Source organism: Herpetosiphon giganteus (assembly GCF_016907925.1).
In the GTDB taxonomy this organism is placed as follows: domain Bacteria; phylum Chloroflexota; class Chloroflexia; order Chloroflexales; family Herpetosiphonaceae; genus Herpetosiphon; species Herpetosiphon giganteus.
The window spans coordinates 35518-57256 of sequence record NZ_JAFBCZ010000018.1; the positions used below are offsets into that span (position 1 = coordinate 35518).

A 21739-nucleotide genomic window follows, 5' to 3' on the forward strand; every position below is an offset into this window, starting at 1 on the left:
CCAAACCCAGCCGACTACAATTGCCGCCTTGTTGATACTTAATATCAATAATTACTAATGAAAGGTTTGGCAATGCGGCGTTTTGGTGCTCAGCTTTTAGGGCTGATTCTGCTTATCCAGTTGTTAATCGCCTGTGGCACAGCCAGCGAAACAGCTCAAACAATAACTTCGACGAATGCAACGAGCGAGCAAACGGCCAATCCCAACGGCGTGTTGCGGATTGGTACCGGTATCAATTTGCCAGTTGGCTTGGATGTAGCGCAAGGTTCGACTGGCTACAACATGGTGACCTATGGCGCAGGCGAAACCCTGATGCGCTTTACTGTTGATAATAAGCTTGAGCCGTGGTTGGCCGAAAGCGTCAGCGCGCTCGATGCTACGACGTGGCAAATTAAATTGCGCCAAGGCGTGCGCTTTCACGATGGCAGCGAACTCAAGGCTAGCGATGTAGTTACCTCATTCAATAGCAGCTGGCAAAACTTGAGTGCCGCCAAAAACTTCATTCCTGCCGATAGCAAAACCACGGTGATTGATGATTACACCCTGAATTTGAGCACCAGCCAAGCCGAAGGCAGCATTCCCTATAGCCTTGCCAACTGGAATTTCGTCATTCACAAGCCTGCGGTCAATGGCGTTTCGGTGTTGACTGGCATGTATCAGCCGATTAGCCTCGAAAAAGACCAAGAATTGGTGCTCGAACGCTTTGCCAATTATTGGGATGGTCAGGCAGGCTTGCAAAAAATCAGCGTCAAGAAAATTCCCGATGCCAATGCCCGTGCGTTGGCGTTGCAAAGCGGCGATTTGGATATGTTGACCAATGTCGCGCCTGATTTGGCCAGCGGCATACCAGTAGATATTGAGCTTCAGAGCGTTGCTGGCACGCGCATGCATTATGTTATGTTAGATAGTGCAAATCCACCATTTGATGATCGTTTGGTGCGCCAAGCCATAACCTTGGCAATCGATCGCCAAGCCTTGTTGCAAGCGACGCTTGATGGCCAAGGTGCAGTCGCAACCAATCTCTATCCAGCAAGCGTTGGGATTGAACTTGTCGAAGCCCAAATTTTTGATCCCGCCCAAGCTGCCACATTGCTTGACCAAGCAGGCTGGATTGTCGGCAGCGATGGCATGCGCAGCAAAAATGGCCAAGCACTGGCATTTACCTTGCACAGCTACCCAGGCCGCGCCGAAATCACCTTGATGGCAATCGCGATTCAAGCCCAATTGAAAGAGCTTGGAATTGCGGTTGAGGTCAAGGAAGTGACCGATATTGGCGAAATCGTCGAAAAAGGCAACTTCAACGCCAGTATGTATTCAATCGGCACCTCGCCAGATCCTCAATACACGGTTGGCACGACGCTGATTAAGGGTGCGGCCTACAACTACGCTGGCTATAGCAACCCAGCAATTGAAAGCGCCTTTGCAGAACTGCGCGCCGAGCAAGACCATGCCAAACGGATCGCAATTGCCAAGCGGATTCAAACCGAAGTCAAAAATGATCCAGTGAATATCTATCTTGCCAGCCCACCCCTGATTACGGCCTATCGCAAGGGCAGCCTCAGTGGCTATGTGCCAAATCCCAATGATGTGTATTTGATTACCAAGGAATTGAAACTCAATCAATGAGTAGCTTGCTCCGCCAAATTGCTGGGCGCTTGCTAAGCGGGCTGATCGTCTTATGGATGGTCAGCGTGCTGGCCTTTCTGATTATTCATGCTGCCCCAGGCGACCCAGCCCGCATGCTGTTGAATGCCAACGGTCTTGATGCGCCGCCAGTCGAAGCGGTCGAGGCCAAACGGCGCGAGCTTGGCCTCGACCAACCGTTGCTCAAGCAATATAGCAATTGGATTGGCGGCATTGTGCAGGGCAATTTTGGCAGCAGCTACCATTCGGGCAAGCCTGTTTGGCTGATGTATCGTGAGCGTTTGCCAGCAACCTTGCTGATGGCTGGCTTGGCCTTGATGCTCTCGCTGAGCATTGCAATTCCCTTGGGCTTGCTCAGCGCAATCAAACGCCACAGTTTATTAGACCATGCGGCGCAACTGTTGGCGGTCATCGGGGCGGCAATTCCTGGCTTTTGGATTGGCTTGGTGCTCATTTTGGTTTTTGCTGCCAAACTGCGTTGGTTGCCAGCTTTGGGCAGCGCCACATTTAAAGGTATGTTGCTGCCAGCAATTATTTTGGCCTTGCCCAATATTGCCCTGACCTCGCGGCTCGTGCGTGCTACGACGCTCGATGTGCTGAATCAACAATACATCGTGACTGCGCGGGCTAAAGGTCGCTCGGAACATGGCTTGTTATTTGCCCATGCCCTGCCCAATGTTGCTGCCAGTTTGATCACCCCAATTAGCCTAGAAATAGCATTTTTGCTGACTGGAACGGTGATTATCGAGCATGTTTTTGCCTATCCCGGGATTGGGCGCATGGCGGTTGAGGCGGCGTTAATTGGCGATATGCCAGTTTTGGGCTTGGCGGTGTTGATTGCAGGAGGAATCTATGTTATCGCTAACTGGTGCGCTGACCTCGGTATGGCAGCGCTTGACCCACGGCTCCGCCAACATCGCCAAAGCTCAACAGGCTGATGAGCAACGTACCAAACCGCAATTGAGCAGCCTTGGTCGCTTGGCAGCGGCAATGTTGCTGCTCATGGTTGTAGCCGTCAGTATCGGCCCATTGTTTTGGCAGGTCGATCCGCTGGCGCAGAATGTTGCTGAGCGTTTGGCCCCGCCATCGTTGAGCAATCCACTAGGCACCGATCAATTTGGGCGCGATGTTCTAGCCCGAATCTTAATTGGCGGGCGTTGGTCGTTATTGGGTGCGGCCTTGGTCTGCGTTGGCACAAGCTGTTTGGGCTTGTTCATTGGGGCATGCTGTGCCTTGGGACCGCGCTGGCTTGATTATCTACTGAGCCGCATCACTGAAACCTTGCAAGCAATTCCAGCAGTGTTGTTGGCCTTGGCGCTAAGTGCGATTCTCTCGCGCTCGTTTGGCAATTTGCTGCTGGCCTTGGTGCTGACCAATTGGACGTGGTATGCCCGCATGTATCGGGCCTTGATCATGAAAGAATTGGCAATGCCCTATATCGAAGGTGCGCAGGTCATTGGGGTCAAACCGCTGGCGATTCTAACCAGGCATGTGCTGCCCAACCTCTTTGGCGCGATTGTTGTGGTTGCCACGACCAACTTTGGCAGCGTGATTTTGAATCTCTCGGCTTTGTCGTTTATTGGCTTTGGCCTCAACCCACCAACTCCAGAGTGGGGCAATTTGATTAACGAATCGCGGACATTTTTTCAACGTGAGCCACGCCTAATGATCATTCCAGGCCTGTGCATCGCCACAACCGTGCTTTGGATCAATCTCTTGGGCAATGCCCTGCGTGATCGCTTGGATATTGATAGAATGTAGAGAGTGGGGATCGGGGGTTGGGGATCGGGAGACCAATTTAACGCAGAGGCGCAGCGGCGCAGAAGGATGAAGGATGAGGGATGAAATGCCGAATCAAAAGTCAGAAGGCAAAAATCAAAAGGCTCTAGGCTATAGGAACAGGAATCAAACAAATCTGGGCAATCTGTGGCTAAAAATAATTCTTCGTGCAATTCGTGGCTAAAAGTTTGGGTTTAACGCAGAGGCGCAGAGAACGTATGGCTATAGGCTATGGGCTATTGGCTATTGGTGTTGGTCTGGCACGAACATAATCCCACAAATCTGTGTCAATCTGTGGCAAAAAATACGTATTCGGGCAATTCGGGCAATTCGTGGCGAAAAAAATAAAAGAACATAGAGCATAGAACATAGAGCAAAGAACATAATCCAAACAATCTGGGCAATCTGTGGCTAAAAAACTTAACCTTCGTGATCTTCGCGTCCTTCGCGGTTTCCGGCCTTCGTGTCCCTTGGTGTCCTTCGTGGATCAAAAACAAACCCCCGCCACCAGAACGGTAGCGAGGGTTCGTAAGCCATAGTAAAAACCGCTTAGTCAAGATATGCTCGGAGGTGTTGGCCAACATTGGGTTGGCGCAAGTGGCGCATTGCTTCGGCCTCGATTTGGCGGGTACGTTCGCGGGTAATCCCGAATTCAGCCCCGACTTCTTCGAGAGTGCGGCGTTTGCCATCGGCCAAGCCATAGCGCAACTGCAAGATTTGGCGTTCGCGGTCGGGCAATTGCGAAAGTGCATCGGCCAACTCATCGTGCAACATCATGCGCGTTGCTTGCTCGAGTGGCGCTTCATCGGTATCGTCGGCCAAAAACTCGCCAACCCGACCTTGGCCTTCTTTGCCAATTGGTTGTTCAAGCGAAACTGGCTGCACCGAGGCATTCAGCATGCGCTTGACCTTGCGCAAACTTACGCCCAAGGCATCGGCCAACTCATCGGGAGTGGCCTCGCGTTGCAGGGCTTGTTCAAGCTGGTAGGCAACGCGGCGCATTTGCGCAATTGATTCGCTCAAGTGAACTGGTAAGCGAATCGTGCGGCTTTGTTCGGCAATCGCCCGCGTGACTGCTTGGCGAATCCACCAGGTAGCATAGGTTGAAAAACGGTTGCCTTTGCGATAGTCGAACTTTTCGACGGCACGCATCAAGCCAATATTGCCTTCTTGGATCAAATCCATGAACGACATATGATTGCCGATATATTTTTTGGCGACGCTGACCACCAAGCGTAAATTGGCTTGAGTTAGCTTGCGCCGGCCTTCGTTGCCATAATCGACGCGGCGTTCGAGCGCTTTGCGCTCGTCCCAGGTTGCGTATTGCTCGGTTTGCAACTGGAGCTCCGCCTTGCGCCCAGTTTCAATTTGTTTGGCGAGAGTAATTTCTTCCTCGGCGGTAAGCAATTCGACCTCGCCGATTTCACGCAAATACATCTGGACTGAATCTTCGACAGCCTCGGAATAGAGCGTTTTCTTGCGGCGTAGGTTTACTATGGCTAATTCTGCGTCTTCATCATTAAAACCCGGCTCAAGCTCCCAGCCCTCAGGGGCATCTTCAAGCTCCGGTTGGTTTTTTGCTACATTCATCGTTTCATACTTTGTCATCGTCCACGCTCGCTGGGCTACGCCCACTATGGCTTTCGCTAGCTGGCGGCGCACGAAAGCTATCTATTGAACCCGCAGGATTCTTTATACAATGTACTACGTTACGTCTGGTTAGCTTGGATGTTTGCTGGATTGTGACGGGCTGCTTACAACATCCTGGATGATGTCTGAAGCAAAAACCACGCCACGAACTGTAATTCTTACAGTTACAGTATAACAAGTATAGTATAGCAAGAGATTCGTCAAGATCAATAAGCCAAAAGGGGTAGTTTATAGATGTTCAAAGTTTCTTCATAGGTTAGGAGTAAAGTGCTAGTGTACAATGGGACTATTGTATGCATTGGGGGATTTATCGAATTGTTAGGTATCAAAAAGTGGCTTGAAATGAGGTCAAATAATAGTTAAAAACTATTGCAAAGGGTATAGCTATCCGCTATAATGCGTTGCGGTCAAAACCGAGGTTCCTTGCCGCAACGCACCTCTGCGGTGATAAAACCATTAGCGATCTTTGTACATGGTGCGAATATAGCGGGTGCTAACTTTCATTCGCTTCATTTGACCATTAACTTCAACCATAGCCCATTGGATATTTGGTTTCCATGAGCGATTGGTACGGTTTTTAGCGTGGCTCACATTGTGGCCGAAGGAGCGCTTTTTCCCCGTCATTTGGCAGACTGCCATGGGCGGACCTCCGTAGTTGAGACTTAAAAAGAGCCACCCTTGGTGGCTGTACCCGCTGACTATACCATAGGACGCGCTCTGATGCAACTTTTTAAATTATGCACGTTTGCTGGCTGAATGCAGCGCAATCAAGGCCAATTGGGCTTCAGATTGAAGCCAATTATGGCATATGCTAGCTCTTGCATAATCGAGTATCATACAGCAGTAGCGCGGTTAGTTCCGCGCTATTCTCATCAAAAAACCGACGCTCGTGAGCGCCGACCATCGAACCATCTAGTTGCGAGGACTGTTCGAGTGAACGAGAAAACAAGTCTCGCGAATGTGCGCCAAAACGACGCTGGACGCATCGAGGTACATTCTCGCGCCATTGCTACTGTGGTAGCCGGAGCGGTAGTGCGGTGCTACGGCGTTGTGGGCATGGCCCCGCGCAACTTACGCGATAGTGTCGCCCATGTGTTGCGACCGGAAGATCAATATAAAGGTATTGACGTGCAAGTCAGTGCCGAGGCAATTAACATCGATCTGTTTGTGATCATCGAGTATGGCACACGGATCGCCACGGTTGCCCGCAATATTATGGAAACTGTTCAGTACGCGGTTGTGCATGCACTTGGCGAGGCCAATATTACGGTCAATGTGCATGTTCAGGGCCTGCGGATTGAGCAAGCAGACAAAGAACCAACAAAAGATGCAACCGAAGGCCAGCCCAGCCGCTGGCGACGTTTTGGCGTAATGGGAGGTCTGCGTGGACAGCGCACCGAAGAATCAAATTGATGGCAGCCGGCTGTTGGCAGTTTTTCGCGCAGCCGCAGCGTGGTTTAGCCAGAATGTGGCAACTGTCAACGCCCTAAATGTGTTTCCTGTACCCGATGGCGATACAGGAACCAACATGAACCTTACGCTGACAGCGGCGCTCAAGGATGTGCAGGATGATGCCTCGGTCGCTGTCGTGGCCGAACGAGTTTATCGCGGAGCTTTGATGGGCGCTCGCGGCAACTCTGGGGTGATTCTTTCGCAAATTCTGCGCGGGCTTTCACAGGGCATGGCCGGCCAGCAGGTTTGTACGCCCGAAATCTTGGTTGCAGCCTTAGAACAAGCCTCAACCACTGCCTATAAAGCGGTGATCAAGCCAGTCGAAGGCACGATGCTCACGGTTATTCGCGAAACCAGCGAAGCAGCCCGAGCAGGCTTTAAACCAGAAATGAACTGGCACGACGTGCTTGATTTAATTGTTAAAGGTGCACGGGTTTCGGTCGATAATACGCCCAACCTGATGAAAATGTTACGCGACGCTGGCGTGGTCGATGCTGGCGGCGAAGGTTTGTATGTGCTCTTCGAGGGTGCACAGGCATTTGCCCGTGGCGAAAAACTTGAGCAACGAGTTGCGCCGGTCGATCAATTGGCTATGGCTTTTGACGATATTCATAGCGACGATGATTTTGGCTATTGCACCAACTTTATGATCCAAGGCGAAGACATCCCGTACGAAGATGTTCGGCGCACGATTGCCGAGATGGGCACGTCGGTGGTGGCGGTTGGCGATGAGCGCTTGATCAAGGTGCATTTGCACACCTTGCGGCCTGGCGATGCATTAAATTATGCAGTGCAATGGGGCAGCCTTGGGGCAATTGAAATTACCAATATGGATAAACAGCGCAGCGATCTGCATGAGGCCAAAGCTCAACAAACCAGCCAACCAGCGCGGGTCAAGCCCGATGAGCCGGTCAGCGATGTTGGCGTGGTCGCGGTCGCGCCTGGCCAAGGTTTCCGTGAGCTATTTGAATCGTTAAATGTTGGCGAAGTGGTTACTGGCGGCCAAACCATGAATCCCTCGATTCAAGATTTGGTGACGGCAATCGAGAAATTGCCCCAGCCAGCAGTTGTGGTGTTGCCAAATAATAGCAATGTGATTTTGGCAGCGCAACAAGCGCAACAATTAACCAATAAAGTTGTGCATGTGATTCCAACCAAAACCGTGCCCCAAGGCATGGCCGCAATGTTTGCCTTTAATTATGCGGTTGGCGCTGAGGAAAATGTGCAGGCTATGAGCCGCGCAATTAAAGCGATTACCACGGCGGAAATTACGACTGCTGTGCGCGATGCTACCGTGAATGAGGTTGAAGTGCGCGATGGCCAAACAATTGGCTTGCTCAACGGCGCACTGGTTGAATCTGGCGATCAGCCCGACGACGTGATTGATCGCATCTTAGCCAGGATGGATTTGGACGACCATGAGATCGTTACCATCTATTATGGCGAACAATGTTCGGCGGAACAGGCTGAAACACTAGCCCACAAAATCAACGCAACCTACCCTGCGCTTGATGTTGAGGTGCAAAACGGCGGACAACCATTTTATGATTACATTCTCTCTGCGGAGTGATACACAGCCCCGTTTCTGACGGCGCGATGGAGATATGTTGGGTTATGGCGCGAGTAAAGATTATTACCGATAGCACTGCTGATATTCCACCAGCCTTGGCACAAGAGCTGAACATCACCGTGATTCCAATCTATGTGCATTTTGGTGATCAGACGTTGCGAGCTGGGATCGACATTAGCAACGAGCAGTTTTATCGGCGGATGGCCGAGGGTGGGCCGTATCCTTATACGACTGCACCAGCACCAGGAGTGTTTGAACAGTATTATCGTCAATTTTCCCGTGAATATGACGGGGTCTTTTCAATTCACTTGTCGAATCGCTTTGGCGGCGTGGTTAAATCGGCAACGATTGCCCGCGATAAATTGCCAGCCTCGCTGACCCGCGTTGAGGTGATTGATAGCACCTCGACCTCGTTGGGCTTGGGCATGGTGGCGATCGCCGCCGCCAAGGCAGCACTTGATGGCGCATCACTTGATGAAGTGCATCGAACGGTCATGCAAACTATTCAATTGACCCATGTGGTGTTTTTTGTTGATTCAATTGATTATCTTGAACGCAGCGGGCGTTTATCGCAAGCCTCGGCAATGCTTGGCTCGATGCAACGGATCAAGCCTTTGCTGATTCTTGATGATGGTGAAATTGTGCCTTACGATCGCACCCGCACGCGGGCCAAAGCAATTGAAGGCTTGTTTACCTTTATTGAGGACTTTCCCAAAGTCGAGCAGGTGGCGATTATGCACAGCACCACGCCCGATGATGTGGAGAAATTGCTTGAGAAGATCGACCCAATCTACCCTCGCGATCAGGTCATGATTGTGGAATATGGGCCAGCGCTGGGCGCACATCTTGGGCCAAATGCAATGGGTGTCGTGGTTTACGAAGGGATCGAGTAAACCAACGCCGCAACGCAACTGCGCAGCAACCAAGCATGCAATAAACCAAAGCAATACCCCACGCAGCGCCATTTTAGGCTATTATACGGCTGCGTGGGGTAGCTATTCCCTTAGCGAGCAGTGTGCTGGCAGTGTAGCCAAAGGCCGCTCGCTACGATTTGGCGAAAATAAAGCCAGAAGGAGGCCAAGTGGCGATTATTGTAACCGACAGTACTGCTGATATTCCGCCAGGGTTGGCAGCAGAACACGACATTCATGTGATTCCATTAACGGTTAATTTCGATGCAGAATCGTTCTCCGATGGCGTTGAAATTACCCACGATCAATTTTATGCGCGCCTCGTTGCCAGCAACAATTTGCCAACCACGTCGCAGCCCTCAGTTGGGGCCTTCGAGCAATTGTATCGCGCAATTGGCAACGACGAGCCAATTATCTCGATTCATATTGCTGGCAAATTAAGCGGCACGATTCGCTCAGCCCAACAAGCAGCCGAATTATTGCCCGATTTCGATATTCGGGTGATCGATGTTCAAAGCACCACCATGTCGCAAGGCTGGGCAGCGCTTTTGGCAGCCCGCGCCGCCAAAGAAGGCAAATCGGCTGATGAAATTGAAGCCTTGGTGCATAGCATCGTCGAGCGCACTCGCTTGCTGGCCGCTTTGGATACCTTGCGCTACCTCGAAAAAGGTGGCCGGATTGGCAAAACCCGTGCGTTGCTGGGAACCTTACTCAACGTCAAGCCGATTATCGACGTGCGTGATGGCGAAGTTAAGCCCTTCGAGCAAGTGCGCAGCAAGAAAAAAGCAGTCGCCCGCTTGATCGAAGAAGCGCGCAATATGGCTCCCTTCGAAGAGTTGGCGGTGCTCTATTCGCGCAACGAGGAAGAAGCCCAAGAGTTTGCCCAAAGCCTCAACGAAATTTTCCCCGCCGAACGAATTGTGCTGGCCGAAATTGGGGCAGTTGTAGGAACCCACATCGGGCCTGGCGCATTAGGCTTCACTGGCGTGCGTAAGAATAAATAAACGATCAGGAATAAGGGGGTCAGGGATCAGGCTTAAAAAACACGAACTCTGGTCCCTCGCCCCTGAATTCCCTAGCTCTGCACTAATAATCCACGAAGAGCACGAAGGCTTGAAACCGCGAAGAGCGCGAAGCGCACGAAGGTTAAATTTTTCGCCACAGATTGGCACAGATTCGTATGATTATGTTCCCAAGAGCCGATAGCCCAACGCCAATAGCCAACAGCCAATAACCCTGACCCCTCGGTTTTGGCTTGTGATTTTTGCTTTCATCCTTCATTCTTCTCTTTTGATTTTTGATTTCTGCCTTTTACTTTCACTGCTTCTATGTTCTATGTTCTTTGCTCTCTGTTCTCCTTACGCCTTCATCCCTCATCCTTCATCCCTCATCCTTAACAACAGCGACTTAAGTCATAGCTAGTCGTGCTATAATCGTTCTAAATAGCATAACAAGATTGCTCAATGGTGCGCGACACTCGCATCATTGTTATAGGAGCGCATAGCACCATGGGCTTGTTTGGGAAACGGGCGGATGCGCCAACACAAGAGGCAGTCTTGGCTGCCCTTGCAACGGTGCAAGAGCCAGAACTCGGCGGCAATTTAGTTGCTCGCAAAATGATCAAAGAACTGACCATCGATGGCGGACGCGTCGTCGTCCTCGTCGATCTGACCACGCCAGCCTGTCCGTTCAAGGACCAGTTGGCCAACGATGTACGCGCAGCCTTGGCCCAAGTGCCTGGTGTAAGCGAAATCGAGGTCGATTTTACCGCCACCGTGCGGTCATACAATGGGATTCCTGATAAAGCCCGTGTGCCTGGCGTGAGCCATATTTTGGCGGTAGCTTCAGGCAAGGGCGGCGTAGGCAAATCAACTGTCGCGGTCAATCTTGCGGTCGCGTTGGCCCAAGAAGGCGCGCGGGTTGGCTTGCTCGATGCCGATATTTATGGGCCAAGCGCCCCGTTGATGACTGGCGCACGCGGCAAACCAGGCATTACCGAAAATCAAAAAATTGCCCCGCTCGAAGCGCATGGTATTAAAATCATTTCGGTGGGCTATTTTGTTGATGATAGCCAGCCTTTGGTTTGGCGTGGGCCGATGATTTCATCGATGTTGCGTCAATTTTTATTCGAGGTCGATTGGGGCCAGCTCGATTATTTGGTCGTCGATTTGCCCCCGGGCACTGGCGATATTCAATTAACCTTGGCCCAAGCGATTCCGCTTTCAGGCTCGGTTGTGGTAACCACCCCGCAAGATGTAGCCCTTGCTGATGCGATTAAAGGCGTTGAGATGTTCCGCAAGTTGAATGTACCCATCTTGGGGATCGTCGAGAACATGAGCTACTTTATCGCACCTGACACTGGCAAGCGCTACGACATCTTTGGCCATGGCGGCGCACAAACCGCCAGCACCAAATTGGGTGTACCATTCTTAGGCGAAATTCCGTTGGGTATGTCTATTCGCGAAGGTGGCGACACTGGCCAGCCAGCGGTTACCCAAAGCGCCAAAGATGCCTATGCAGATGCCTTCCGCGATGTTGCACGCACGCTCGCAGGCCGCATCAGTATTGAAACCATGGTGGCGGCCTAGCGCCTTGCCACTGGCAACGCTTCAATGACGCATGGCTGCTGCTATGCGTCATTGTTGTCTGAAAGAGCAAGCCGATGATGCCGATTGAACTACTGGAAAGCCCTCAAACCAGCCAAATCCACGCCAGCGCCCCTGCCCACGATGCCCATGGGCGGCGGATTAATTACCTGCGGATTTCACTCACCGACCGTTGTAATTTTCGCTGTTTCTACTGTATGCCCGAATGGGGCATGCAATTTGCACCCAAACCAGAATTGCTCACCAATGACGAATTGATTCGTTTGGTGCGAATTATGGCCCAAACTGGCTTTGAAAAGATTCGCTTGACTGGCGGCGAGCCAACTTTGCGCCGCGATTTGGTCGGGCTGGTCGAGGCAATTGCCAATACTCCAGGCATTAACGAAGTTTCGATGACCACCAATGCCTTATTATTAGCTCCGATTGCTCAGCAATTGGCCAACGCAGGCCTCAAACGGGTCAATATCAGCATCGATTCGCTTAACCCCGAAAACTTCCGCAAAATCACGCGCGGCGGCGATTTGGCGCGGGTTTGGGCTGGCATCGAAGCCGCCGAACAAGCTGGTTTAACGCCACTCAAGCTTAATTGTGTGATTGTACGCGGCGTGAACGACCACGAAGTGCTGGATTTGGCTCGACTGACGATCGATAAACCATGGCAAATGCGTTTTATCGAGGTGATGCCCTTGGTTGGCGTGGCCGATGTCGCCGATAACGGCGTGGTGCCGAGCAACGAATTAATTGGCCAAATTGAAGCCAACTTGGGCCTCGATTTCCTTGGTTGGTATGGAGCCGACCCAGCCCGCACCTATCAGATTCCTGGGGCGCAAGGCAAAATTGGCTTTATTAGCTCAATTAGCGACCCGTTTTGTGCCACCTGCAATCGCATGCGGCTGACAGCCGATGGCAAATTACACCTGTGTTTGCTGCGCGATAATGAGCTTGATCTGCGGGCAGCGCTGCGGGGCAACGGCAGCGACGAAGAGCTAGAAGCCTTGATCAGACATGCGGTTTGGATTAAACCTTGGGGCCATGGCTTGCCCGATGGGGTTAAACCTACAGTTCGAGGAATGTCAGAATTAGGCGGGTAATAGTGGAGAAGAACGAACCATGCCAAAACTATTATGCATTAGCGCCAACGAATTGCTAAGCAGCGATCAAGCGACGACCTTTGCCTATGTTTGTCGGTTTGAAAATAACCGCGAGTGGTGGCTGCCGGTCACCCATACCCAACACATCAGCGGCGCAGGCGTTGGCGCAATCTACGAGGAACACGCCAAAGTGGCGGGAATTCCGATGAAAATGCAGTTGAAAGTTTATCATTACGAGCCGCCAAAACAGATCAAATTCACTATTAGCTCGCCGTTAATGCAATCGGATATGGATTATCAGTTTGTGGTTGAGCCAGCAGGCACGCGATTAATCATTAGCACGGCGATTGATTTCAAGTGGTTTTTACGCCCATTTGCTCCGCTGATGCGTTCTGCATTAATTAAAGAAGCGAGCCAACATTTGAGCGTACTCAAGCGGGTTTTGGCCCAAAAAACTGCCCAAGCAAGCGGCCAATAAGCTATTTTTTTGCTCGAAGCAGCCAAAGTTTATGGTATGCTATACAAAACTTAGACGCTGAGGTCAACGTTGTTGCTCGGCGTTTTTTGTTGTTGAAAGGATAGTGGCGCAATGGCGCGTACTGATCAAACCAATGAATCGGAAGTTTTAGCAGGTAGTAGTCGGGTTTTACGCTTTGCCTATTGTGTGCTGGCAATTTCGGCTGGCGTGCGAGCCTTGTTTCAAGTTGCCACCAAATTCAATCAAGCTCCACTGGCCTATAGCCTAACCACCATCGCCGCGTTGATTTATGGAATCGCTTTCTTGGGCTTTGGGCGACGCACCCCACAAGCATGGCGCGTGACCATAGCGGTATGTGCGGTTGAGCTTTTGGGCGTGATTACGGTCGGCATTTTGACCTTAATCGAGCGCGATTGGTTTCCCAAGGATACGGTGTGGAGCGATTTTGGCATTGGCTATGGCTTTACACCATTACTCTTGCCCATCGCTGGGCTATGGTTATTGCTGCGCCAAGAAACCCGCGAAGCCTATGGAGTCGCCAATAAATCCTGAACCGCAGCCATAACCGCAGGCCATTCGCGGCTTGACGGATCGATTAATTCAAAATGATGGGCGTTTGGCAACGCTACCAAACGCGCCTCATCGCCAGCAGCCAGCGCTTGCTCAACATAGCTTTGGCTAATACCAAACGGGACTGGCCCGTCATCTGTGCCATGCAGCACAATTTGGGGCACGCCTAAGGGCAATAAGGCCGCTGGCGAAGCATCATGGTAGCGCTCAGGATAATCATCTGGCGAGCCGCCCAATAATTCTTGCACCGCTTGCTGGCTCAAACGCCGTTGATCAGCCAAGGCCAAATCGGCGACTCCCGCCAAACTAACTACGCCTTGTAAGCGCAATGGTTGGGCTTGCCAAAGTGGGCTGGTTGGGGCAAGTTTCGAGCGGGCAGCCAGCCATAAAGCCAAATGGCCACCAGCAGAATGGCCCAAGCTCAGCACACGTTGGGCATCAATCGGATAGGTTTGGGCCAACTGAGGCACAAAATCGGCAGCTTGGGCGACATCGAAAAAGGTATTGGGCCAACCACCGCCATTGCCAACCCGCCGATATTCGATATTCCACGTCGCATAGCCAAGCACAGTCAGTGCAGCACAAACGTGGCCAATATGCTCAAGGTCATAGCGAGCGCGCCAAAAACCTCCATGGACAACGATGACCACAGGAAATGGCCCATTGCCAGCTGGCAAGCGCAAATCGCCAAATTGCAATGGATCGGCAGCATACCAAATTCGCTGATCAGCAGGCGGCGCAGCCTGAGCCAAAATCGAATCACTCATCGGCTATTCCTAAATGCTTAAGAAATACATACTTGTTAATAAAGTTTTAAAGGCGAATAGGACTGTTGGCCTATAGTCAATTAGCGCTTAGCATAGCACGATCTACCCATTATTTCCATTTAACTGCCATGTTTGCAGTCACGGAGGAGTGTCTGGTATGTTCATTCGAAGGATGATGTTTGTTCTGCTCGTTATTTTTAGCCTGAGCACAGTTTCGGCAAAGCCGCTCGAAACCAACGACCCTGAAGCCCCTGTCGTCGCAAGCCCAGCCGCAACCAATGCCTACAACATGCGCGCTGGCTTCCCAGCAACCAAGCCCAATGGCTCCTATTTTTCGTCGCCAACCGTGGTCGATTTGTTTAACGATGGCTCGCCGGAAATTCTCTCCGCCGATGCAACTGGCTGTATTTGGGGCCATAACATCTATGGCCAAGTGCTGCCTGGCTTCCCATGGATGACTGGCGGCGCATGTGCCAACACGCCACGGGTCAATGGCTCGTTGGTGGTCGCCGATATTAACCAAGATGGCTTGCTGGAAATTGTGGTTGGCACGCGCGGCAAAGGCACTGCTGTCGGTCAACGTGGCAAGGTAATTGTCTATCAACGCAACGGTGCAATCCTAAGCGGCTGGCCCAAAGAGATGGATTGGGCCTACATCACCAATGGCAATTTCCCCGAAGTTGTGCACGTGGCAGTTGCCGATATTATTGGCGATGGCAAACTTGAGGTGATTGCAACCACAACCAACGAAGCTGGTAGCAACACCAATTTTGCGCCAAATGTCTATGCCTGGTATTCCAACGGTACTGCGGTTACAGGCTATCCCCAAAGTGCCGAAAAAGGCTCGGGCATTTGGGGCCACCCAGCTTTGGCCGACATCGATAACAATGGCTATTCGGAAATTTTGGTTGGCCGCGATGAAATCTATTTCTATCGCTACAACAGTAATGGGGCACAATATCCAGGCTGGCCAATTCGTACCTATACCAACGTCAATCAAACTACTTGGAATGTCCACGATTATCTGGAATTTACCCGCTCTGGGCCAGCAGTCGCCGACTTAGATGGCGATGGCAGTTACGAGGTTATTGCAGCAGGCAAAGTGCGGACTCCCGACGGCTTGCCCAATAATAACTATGACCCCCAAATTGCCAGCGCGGTAATTGTGACCGAGCCAAACGGCACCCGTCGCGCAGGCTGGACTGATGCCAAACGGGCTGGCGCGCCCTTGGATGTGAACTTCACTCCAAATAATCCGATTGTCGTTGCCGATTTGGATGGCGATGGCATCAAAGAATTTGTCGTGACCTTCGACGATGGCACGATTCGCGCCTATCGCGAAAATGGGGTTCAAATGTGGTCGTTCTTCTATGCCCAAGAGCCTGTTGCTGGCGCGCCAACCCGCAAAGTCTTTGGCAGCGAAGTCACGATTGCCGATGTAACTGGCGATCGCAAAATCGACATTGTGTTTGGAACCTATTCATTTGATCGCGTTTATGCGGGAATTGTGGGGCTGTACGCGCTCGATGCGCGGACTGGAACCTTACACAGCGGCTTTCCGTTATCGTTGCCTAATGAAGGCCCATCGAACGATAATACTGCTGGCTCGCAAAAAGGCATTCAAGCTGCACCAACCATCGCCGATATTGACAACAATTGTTATGTTGAGATTTTGGCCCATAGCCGAGCTGGCAATATTTATGTTTGGGAAACCCCAGGCCGTAATTTGCCCGAATTAATGCCTTGGCCAATGAGCCGCAAAGACTTGCAGCGTACCGCATGGGTCAAAAACCCTGCGCCAGAAGCACCACGCCAACAGGTATATGCTCCAGAGCAACTGCAAGGTGGCGATTTCAAGGCCTATTTGCCCATTACGCGCACAGGCTGCGATTTCTAAATTCAGCGCCAGCGCAGGGATGGTTGAGCCATCCCTGCGCTTTTTTTATTGCAATGGAATACTGGGATCGATTTTGTAGCTTTGGACAATCCGTTGCAGGTCGGGCTGCAAGCTCTCGAATTGCTCAAGCGGCACCAAAATCTGAATCATGCTAAGATAATTGCCATCGCGGCGCACATAACCATCGCCACTCACCGCCAGCAAGCTTTGACTATCAATAAAGCTATATGAAACATAGGTTGTGCCATCTGCTTGCTTAACTGGCTGATCAAGATTAAACTCCGCCGAATCACTCACGATTTGGCTAATAGTATCGTTTAAAAACTCTTCCTCATTCGTAATCAAGTTTTGGCTATCATCAACCACCAGCAATTGAATAAACGCTTGTTCGAAGGGTTCACCCCAAATCAGCACATCATTGCCAGCATTAACACCCTTGCGCATTTGCCAATCGCTTGGTACATCAATTGAAAAGGCCTTGGTTGGATTCGTGTAGGTTTGCAGCTCGTCAATCACGATAAAGGCTGTACTATCGCCTGGCACATTTGCCAAATCGTCAGTGGTTGGGGTCACTTGTGGACGTGGAGCAACTGTCGCTGGAATGGTTGGGGTGGCCGATGGCACGAGCAACACTGGCTCAGCAGTAGCCGTCGCTGTGGCTGCTTGGGCAACTTGCGCAGTTGGTGGCACAGTTGTGGCCGTCGCGCCCCCACAAGCGACCAAACTAAAGATCACGAGAAAATAGCCAATAAACCGCATAGATACTCCTTCCGACCAACGTGGTCGGCTCAATGACGGTTTAGAGTGTACTCGATTTTGGCTTAGGCTAATTCGCCGCGTTGCCACAGTGCCAATTGCTGCAATTCTTCGTAATAATCAGCCACGCAGGCAATTCCTGCCTGAATGCCATCATCAAGGTGCAATAAATCGGCCATACTCATGCGATTCACATCGGGGCTAAATAGCAGATCGGGCGGGGTTTCACGCAAGCGTTGCAAGGTAATTTGATGCACCATAATGCCAATCGCCCGTTCAGCCAAGGCCAATTGGGTGAGTGGAACCCAACGCCGCCACGAAAAAAGGCTACTTTGGGCAGCACTACTGACCTCGAATTGATCAAATTCGCCAATGAGATTGACCGCAATCACTCGTTCGGCCCCAAGTTGGCGAGTTATGTCAATTGGCAAATTGTTGCGAATGCCGCCATCGGCCAAAATATATTTATCGATGCGGCGCGGCGGAAACACGCCAGGCACGGCAGCACTCGCCAGCGCTGCTTCAACCAACGAGCCACGTTGCAACACAATCTCATGGCCGGTTACCAAATCAACCGCCACCGCTGCATAGGGAATTGGCAAATCCTCAATTAACTGGTCGCCCAATAATTCACTGAGCACGCCAGCCAATTTTTCCGAGCCAATCAAGCCCCAGCTAGCCGGATCGAGGCTGAGAATGCGGCGCAACGGAGTTGAGCGAAAAGCTTGCTCGATGGTTCTCGCATTGTAGCCCGCCGCCACAACTGCGCCAATAATTGCACCAATGCTGGTTCCGGTCACCATATCTGGTTGAATGCCAACTCGTTCTAGCTCGTGCAGCACGCCGATATGTGCGCTGCCTTTGCCGCCGCCGCCGCCAAGGCACAAGCCGATTGTCCGTTGCATGGCGCTACTCCTGAATGTAAATGACGCACTGCGTTATAGTATATCACGTTAATTTAGCGGTCAGGGATCAGAACAGTTACAGAAACCGCGAAGGACACGAAGATCGCGAAGATTAAGTTTTTCGCCACAGATTCTTGTTCCCATAGCCTATAGCCTGATTCCCTCACCCCCAGCCCCTCTCCCACTGGACGCGGGCGAGGGGTGTTCGTTTCTTGGTTCTCGTCTCAATCGTGGCGAAATTGCCTTCATCCTTCATCCTTCATCCCTCATCCCTCATCCCTCGCTACCCCTCATGGTTACCCTATCGTGGCAATTGTGCAATCTTAATAACTCTGTTACTGTTTTGAGTAACGCTATTATGTGGAGAGTCTGGCATATGTCTTCAGCATCAGGATCGCAGCTTGACAATGCTGACCGAACCGAGACACTGCAAGAGCTAGGGCTACTTGATGTTTCTTTCGACCCAGCCTTTGATCGATTGACCCGCTTAGCAAGCAAGGTGCTGCAAGCACCAGTTTCATTACTTTCGTTAGTTGAACATCATCGCCAATATTTCAAAAGCCATGTTGGCTTGGGCGAGCCTTGGGCCGAGCGCCGCGAAACACCCTTGAGCCATTCATTTTGTCAACATGTCGTCAGCAATGGCAGTGAGTTGATCGTTACCGATGCCCGCGAACATCCTTTAGTTCACGATAACCTTGCCATCCCCGATTTGGGTGTAATTAGCTATGCTGGCATGCCGATTCGCAGCGATGGTCATGTGCTTGGCGCGTTCTGTGTGATCGATAGCAAACCACGAGTTTGGACAGCTGACGAACTTGATATTTTGCACGAATTTGCTGAATTGTTGATGACCGAGCTTAAGTTGCGCCAAGAAATTCGCACCCATCAACACGATATTCGCGAGCGCGAGCGGCTGCAAACCGAGATTATCAGCCTGCAACAAAACTTGCTCGATGAGCTTTCAACGCCGTTGATTCCGCTCAATGATCAAGTGTTGGTTGCACCCTTGATTGGCGCACTCGATCAGCAACGGGCGCAACGGATGACCGAGGCGGTCTTATCGGGGGTTGGCAAATATCGCGCCGATTTTGTGATTCTCGATATTACGGGCGTGCCAGTCTTGGATACTTATGTGGCTTCGTTGTTGGTACAAACCTCGCAAGCAATTCAGCTGCTTGGGGCGCGCATGGTGCTGACTGGCTTGCGGCCTGAAATTGCCCAAACCATCGTCAGCGTGGGCCTTGATTTGCGCAGTGTTGTGACCTATAGCACGCTGCAACAAGGCATCGAATATACCTTTCGGCGTAAATAATGAGTTTCTTCAAAAAACGGCGGAGCACAAACTCCGCCGTTTTTCGTTTACGCAGCTTTGCGTTTGAATTTACGTTGCAGGGCTTCGCTGAAAAATTGCAGCGCATCGAGTTTGAGCCACCACAATAAGCCCAAATAGATTAAGCCACTGCCGCCGCCCGCCACAATCAGCACCAACAGCGCATTCAATTTGCTCGGTGTGGTTGGCAACAATTGCAGTAAACCCCAACATGCTGCGGCCATGACCAAGGCCGCCATGGCTATTTTGGCGACAGCGAGCAGCATGGCTTGGCCATCAAAAACCCGTAAGCGCCGATGGGCCACGACCGCCATCACCAAGGCGTGAATCGTTAATTGAGCCACATTGCCAGCAATCAGGCCATACATGCCCCAATGGCGATAGCTCAAACCAGCCACCAAAAAGTAGCTGGCAATCGCCGGAGCTTGCACCAAATTGGGCAACAAGGTGTTTTTGCGAGCATAAAAAGCGAAAATTAATGGCTGATCGATTGCCGCCGCCAGCATACTTGGCAAATATGCCAGCAACACCAGCGCTGTAACCCGAGTATTTTCTGGGCTAAACTTGCCACCTTCAAACAAAATCCGCAGCACAGACTCGCCCAGCAAGCCAAAAATCACCAACATCGGCACAATCAGCAGCAACACCACTTTTAGCCCAATGCCTAAGATGCGGCGAAACCCTGCTTCATCGCCGTCGCTGTTGAGCCGCGCGAGGGTTGGCAAAATCGCAATTGAGATGGCCGCTGAAACTAAGCCCAAGGCAAATTGAATAAAGGTTGTGGCATTACGCATATACGAGGCCGATAGATCATCAATGCTGCCTGCCAGTTGGCGATCAATCAAGGTGCCAACAAACGAGAAGCTAATGCCTAACGCAACTGGCGCATACAGTAAGCCAATGCGGCGCACGCCTGGGTGGCGCAAACGCAACATCGGGCGCAAGCGGGCAGCGCGCAAGGCTGGCAATTGTAAGCCAACTTGGGCCAAGGCTCCAGCCACCATCGCCCAACCCAACACCCGCGCATCCTGCGGCCAAAACCAAATCAGCACAATCAAGGCCAAATTAAACACGGTCGAGGTAAAGGCAGGCAACGAAAAACGCCGTTGAGCTTGCAATAAGCCAGTTAGCACGCCCGACAAGCACATAAAAACCACGGCGATGACCATGGAATGCAACATCGATACGCCAAGGCTGAGCATGGTTGGGTTAGCAACAATTTTAGAAGCCAGTACCTGATTAATCGGCTCAGCAAAGAGCCAAACCAACCCACCCAAAACCCCCAAAACAAGGCTGAGCATAGTCAAAATCGTGTTGATAATTTGCCACAAATCGCCATCGTCCTGCTGATCGATGTAATCGCTGAGCACCGGAACGAGGGCTGCGCTGACCAAGCCACCAACCAAAAAATCGTAGAGCTGGGTGGGCACGGCGCTGAGCAACGAATAGAGGCTGGTTTCTGCGCCAACCCCAAAATTATGATTGATAACTTTATCGCGGACGAGGCCAAGGATGCGGCTGGCAAAATTGCCAACCATTAATAACAAAGCGGCTAGCGCAATACTGCGGCCAGCCGTTGCTTGGGCTTTGGTTTCGAGTTTGGTGTTCATGCAAAAAGTGTCGTTTCTGGCTGATCGTTCAATCCGAACGAAGGATAGACGCGATGTAAATAGGCAGTATTAAACCAATCATAATTGTCGAGAAATTGTTGCCAATCGTGGCGCTGGGTGGCATGGGCATCTAAAGCTGCGCGCTTGGTTTCGGCAAACTCACTCACATCAATAATCGTGGTTGCAGGCAAAGGGTCGGGAAAATCACCGCTACTCGCAGCGTTGATCACGCGATCGCTGCCTGGCGCGACACTTTGATAATATAAGCGCGGCTGTTCGCTACTTGGATTCAAGGCCATATATTGCGCAAAAGCTTGGGTTGTGGCCATGCTAATTGCAATATGGTCGGGGTGGCCATAAATTCCATCGGGGCCAAAGGTCAAGACAATTTCTGGCTGCTCTGCATTCAGCACTTCGACAATCTTATCGCGCAATTCGGTGGCATTTGCCAAAGCCAAGCCACCATCGGGATAATCCCAAACGATGCTGCGATCGACCCCAATTGCTTGACATGCTTGATGCAGCTCCTCTAGGCGCACCGATCCCAAGTGTTCAGGATCGATTTCCAGCTCAGGGCTTATATCGCCGCGTTCGCCATGAGTTGCAGTGATAATCACAACCCGATAGCCAGCAGCACGGGCTTGGGCGAGCACACCAACAGGGCCAAAAGCTTCATCATCGGGGTGCGCCCAAACAGAAAGAATGGTTGGCATAGTTTCG

Annotated in this window: 20 protein-coding genes; 13 read left to right on the forward strand and 7 right to left on the reverse strand. The window is 51.5% G+C overall.

The genetic code is table 11. The features are described 5' to 3' along the window. The first annotated feature begins 72 nt into the window (after nucleotides 1-72). Genes JOD20_RS16335 through JOD20_RS16345 form a run of 3 tightly spaced genes read left to right on the forward strand, consistent with a single transcriptional unit; the run spans nucleotide 73 to nucleotide 3405 of the window. Complete coding sequence (locus tag JOD20_RS16335) at nucleotides 73-1626, forward strand: ABC transporter substrate-binding protein (RefSeq protein ID WP_204756293.1); 1554 nt, start codon at nucleotides 73-75, stop codon at nucleotides 1624-1626. After that, nucleotides 1623-2582, forward strand: coding sequence for an ABC transporter permease (locus tag JOD20_RS16340; RefSeq protein ID WP_204756294.1), 960 nt, complete (start codon nucleotides 1623-1625; stop codon nucleotides 2580-2582). The genes JOD20_RS16335 and JOD20_RS16340 overlap by 4 nt, the downstream gene beginning before the upstream one ends. Further along, nucleotides 2497-3405 carry an ABC transporter permease gene (locus JOD20_RS16345; protein WP_204756295.1) on the forward strand — a complete coding sequence of 303 codons (909 nt, stop codon included), beginning with the start codon at nucleotides 2497-2499 and terminating at the stop codon, nucleotides 3403-3405. Before JOD20_RS16340 ends, JOD20_RS16345 begins: the two co-directional genes overlap by 86 nt. Before the next feature lie 567 nt (nucleotides 3406-3972). Here JOD20_RS16345 and JOD20_RS16350 read toward each other — a convergent pair. Both JOD20_RS16350 and rpmB read right to left on the reverse strand, forming a co-directional pair. Continuing rightward, entirely contained in the window at nucleotides 3973-5031 is a 1059-nt protein-coding gene (locus tag JOD20_RS16350; protein ID WP_054532437.1) for a sigma-70 family RNA polymerase sigma factor, read from the reverse strand. Nucleotides 5032-5529: 498 nt separating this feature from the next. Then, on the reverse strand, nucleotides 5530-5712 hold the full coding sequence (gene rpmB / locus JOD20_RS16355) for a 50S ribosomal protein L28 (RefSeq protein ID WP_041303856.1): 183 nt from the start codon (nucleotides 5710-5712) through the stop codon (nucleotides 5530-5532). A gap of 294 nt (nucleotides 5713-6006) precedes the next feature. On the opposite strand from rpmB, the gene JOD20_RS16360 reads away from it, so the two are divergent. From JOD20_RS16360 to JOD20_RS16395, 8 genes are all read left to right on the forward strand, one after another. Then, entirely contained in the window at nucleotides 6007-6486 is a 480-nt protein-coding gene (locus JOD20_RS16360; RefSeq protein WP_204756296.1) for an Asp23/Gls24 family envelope stress response protein, read from the forward strand. Beyond that, nucleotides 6458-8095 carry a DAK2 domain-containing protein gene (locus tag JOD20_RS16365; protein ID WP_204756297.1) on the forward strand — a complete coding sequence of 546 codons (1638 nt, stop codon included), beginning with the start codon at nucleotides 6458-6460 and terminating at the stop codon, nucleotides 8093-8095. Before JOD20_RS16360 ends, JOD20_RS16365 begins: the two co-directional genes overlap by 29 nt. 44 nt (nucleotides 8096-8139) lie before the next feature. Then, nucleotides 8140-8988 (forward strand): DegV family protein, encoded by an 849-nt coding sequence (locus JOD20_RS16370; protein ID WP_204756298.1) that lies wholly within the window; start codon nucleotides 8140-8142, stop codon nucleotides 8986-8988. A 188-nt stretch (nucleotides 8989-9176) separates the two neighbouring features. After that, on the forward strand, nucleotides 9177-10010 hold the full coding sequence (locus JOD20_RS16375) for a DegV family protein (protein ID WP_054532433.1): 834 nt from the start codon (nucleotides 9177-9179) through the stop codon (nucleotides 10008-10010). A gap of 504 nt (nucleotides 10011-10514) precedes the next feature. Beyond that, nucleotides 10515-11594 (forward strand): iron-sulfur cluster carrier protein ApbC, encoded by a 1080-nt coding sequence (gene apbC / locus JOD20_RS16380; protein ID WP_204756299.1) that lies wholly within the window; start codon nucleotides 10515-10517, stop codon nucleotides 11592-11594. Nucleotides 11595-11668: 74 nt separating this feature from the next. Then, nucleotides 11669-12703 carry a GTP 3',8-cyclase MoaA gene (moaA, locus tag JOD20_RS16385; protein WP_204756300.1) on the forward strand — a complete coding sequence of 345 codons (1035 nt, stop codon included), beginning with the start codon at nucleotides 11669-11671 and terminating at the stop codon, nucleotides 12701-12703. A 19-nt stretch (nucleotides 12704-12722) separates the two neighbouring features. Next, nucleotides 12723-13181 carry an SRPBCC family protein gene (locus JOD20_RS16390; RefSeq protein ID WP_204756301.1) on the forward strand — a complete coding sequence of 153 codons (459 nt, stop codon included), beginning with the start codon at nucleotides 12723-12725 and terminating at the stop codon, nucleotides 13179-13181. Nucleotides 13182-13292: 111 nt separating this feature from the next. After that, on the forward strand, nucleotides 13293-13733 hold the full coding sequence (locus tag JOD20_RS16395) for a hypothetical protein (RefSeq protein WP_204756302.1): 441 nt from the start codon (nucleotides 13293-13295) through the stop codon (nucleotides 13731-13733). On the opposite strand, the gene JOD20_RS16400 is transcribed toward JOD20_RS16395, so the two are convergent. Beyond that, complete coding sequence (locus JOD20_RS16400) at nucleotides 13709-14518, reverse strand: alpha/beta hydrolase family protein (RefSeq protein ID WP_204756303.1); 810 nt, start codon at nucleotides 14516-14518, stop codon at nucleotides 13709-13711. The genes JOD20_RS16395 and JOD20_RS16400 overlap by 25 nt on opposite strands. A gap of 157 nt (nucleotides 14519-14675) precedes the next feature. Between JOD20_RS16400 and JOD20_RS16405 the strand changes: the two genes are divergently transcribed. Continuing rightward, the gene (locus JOD20_RS16405; protein WP_204756304.1) at nucleotides 14676-16415 is read left to right on the forward strand and encodes an FG-GAP repeat domain-containing protein; all 1740 of its coding nucleotides are present in this window, start codon (nucleotides 14676-14678) and stop codon (nucleotides 16413-16415) included. A 45-nt stretch (nucleotides 16416-16460) separates the two neighbouring features. On the opposite strand, the gene JOD20_RS16410 is transcribed toward JOD20_RS16405, so the two are convergent. After that, nucleotides 16461-17174 carry a hypothetical protein gene (locus tag JOD20_RS16410; RefSeq protein ID WP_204756305.1) on the reverse strand — a complete coding sequence of 238 codons (714 nt, stop codon included), beginning with the start codon at nucleotides 17172-17174 and terminating at the stop codon, nucleotides 16461-16463. Nucleotides 17175-17236: 62 nt separating this feature from the next. Beyond that, complete coding sequence (locus tag JOD20_RS16415) at nucleotides 17237-18076, reverse strand: patatin-like phospholipase family protein (RefSeq protein WP_204756306.1); 840 nt, start codon at nucleotides 18074-18076, stop codon at nucleotides 17237-17239. 376 nt (nucleotides 18077-18452) lie between these two features. Between JOD20_RS16415 and JOD20_RS16420 the strand changes: the two genes are divergently transcribed. Further along, complete coding sequence (locus tag JOD20_RS16420; protein WP_204756307.1) at nucleotides 18453-19391, forward strand: GAF domain-containing protein; 939 nt, start codon at nucleotides 18453-18455, stop codon at nucleotides 19389-19391. Nucleotides 19392-19438: 47 nt separating this feature from the next. Here JOD20_RS16420 and murJ read toward each other — a convergent pair whose 3' ends face one another. Then, nucleotides 19439-21019, reverse strand: coding sequence for a murein biosynthesis integral membrane protein MurJ (gene murJ, locus JOD20_RS16425; RefSeq protein WP_204756308.1), 1581 nt, complete (start codon nucleotides 21017-21019; stop codon nucleotides 19439-19441). Further along, the gene (locus JOD20_RS16430; protein WP_204756309.1) at nucleotides 21016-21732 is read right to left on the reverse strand and encodes a PIG-L deacetylase family protein; all 717 of its coding nucleotides are present in this window, start codon (nucleotides 21730-21732) and stop codon (nucleotides 21016-21018) included. The genes murJ and JOD20_RS16430 overlap by 4 nt, the downstream gene beginning before the upstream one ends. Nucleotides 21733-21739 lie beyond the last annotated feature (7 nt).

Bases quoted from the DNA above. Each gene is read 5' to 3' on its own strand.
- rpmB (WP_041303856.1), bottom strand. From the start codon at position 5,712: ATGGCAGTCTGCCAAATGACGGGGAAAAAGCGCTCCTTCGGCCACAAT.
- JOD20_RS16350 (WP_054532437.1), bottom strand. From the start codon at position 5,031: ATGACAAAGTATGAAACGATGAATGTAGCAAAAAACCAACCGGAGCTT.
- JOD20_RS16405 (WP_204756304.1), top strand. From the start codon at position 14,676: ATGTTCATTCGAAGGATGATGTTTGTTCTGCTCGTTATTTTTAGCCTG.
- JOD20_RS16415 (WP_204756306.1), bottom strand. From the start codon at position 18,076: ATGCAACGGACAATCGGCTTGTGCCTTGGCGGCGGCGGCGGCAAAGGC.
- JOD20_RS16410 (WP_204756305.1), bottom strand. From the start codon at position 17,174: ATGCGGTTTATTGGCTATTTTCTCGTGATCTTTAGTTTGGTCGCTTGT.
- JOD20_RS16395 (WP_204756302.1), top strand. From the start codon at position 13,293: ATGGCGCGTACTGATCAAACCAATGAATCGGAAGTTTTAGCAGGTAGT.
- JOD20_RS16345 (WP_204756295.1), top strand. From the start codon at position 2,497: ATGTTATCGCTAACTGGTGCGCTGACCTCGGTATGGCAGCGCTTGACC.
- JOD20_RS16370 (WP_204756298.1), top strand. From the start codon at position 8,140: ATGGCGCGAGTAAAGATTATTACCGATAGCACTGCTGATATTCCACCA.
- JOD20_RS16340 (WP_204756294.1), top strand. From the start codon at position 1,623: ATGAGTAGCTTGCTCCGCCAAATTGCTGGGCGCTTGCTAAGCGGGCTG.
- moaA (WP_204756300.1), top strand. From the start codon at position 11,669: ATGATGCCGATTGAACTACTGGAAAGCCCTCAAACCAGCCAAATCCAC.
- JOD20_RS16430 (WP_204756309.1), bottom strand. From the start codon at position 21,732: ATGCCAACCATTCTTTCTGTTTGGGCGCACCCCGATGATGAAGCTTTT.
- murJ (WP_204756308.1), bottom strand. From the start codon at position 21,019: ATGAACACCAAACTCGAAACCAAAGCCCAAGCAACGGCTGGCCGCAGT.
- JOD20_RS16400 (WP_204756303.1), bottom strand. From the start codon at position 14,518: ATGAGTGATTCGATTTTGGCTCAGGCTGCGCCGCCTGCTGATCAGCGA.
- JOD20_RS16335 (WP_204756293.1), top strand. From the start codon at position 73: ATGCGGCGTTTTGGTGCTCAGCTTTTAGGGCTGATTCTGCTTATCCAG.
- JOD20_RS16420 (WP_204756307.1), top strand. From the start codon at position 18,453: ATGTCTTCAGCATCAGGATCGCAGCTTGACAATGCTGACCGAACCGAG.
- JOD20_RS16390 (WP_204756301.1), top strand. From the start codon at position 12,723: ATGCCAAAACTATTATGCATTAGCGCCAACGAATTGCTAAGCAGCGAT.
- apbC (WP_204756299.1), top strand. From the start codon at position 10,515: ATGGGCTTGTTTGGGAAACGGGCGGATGCGCCAACACAAGAGGCAGTC.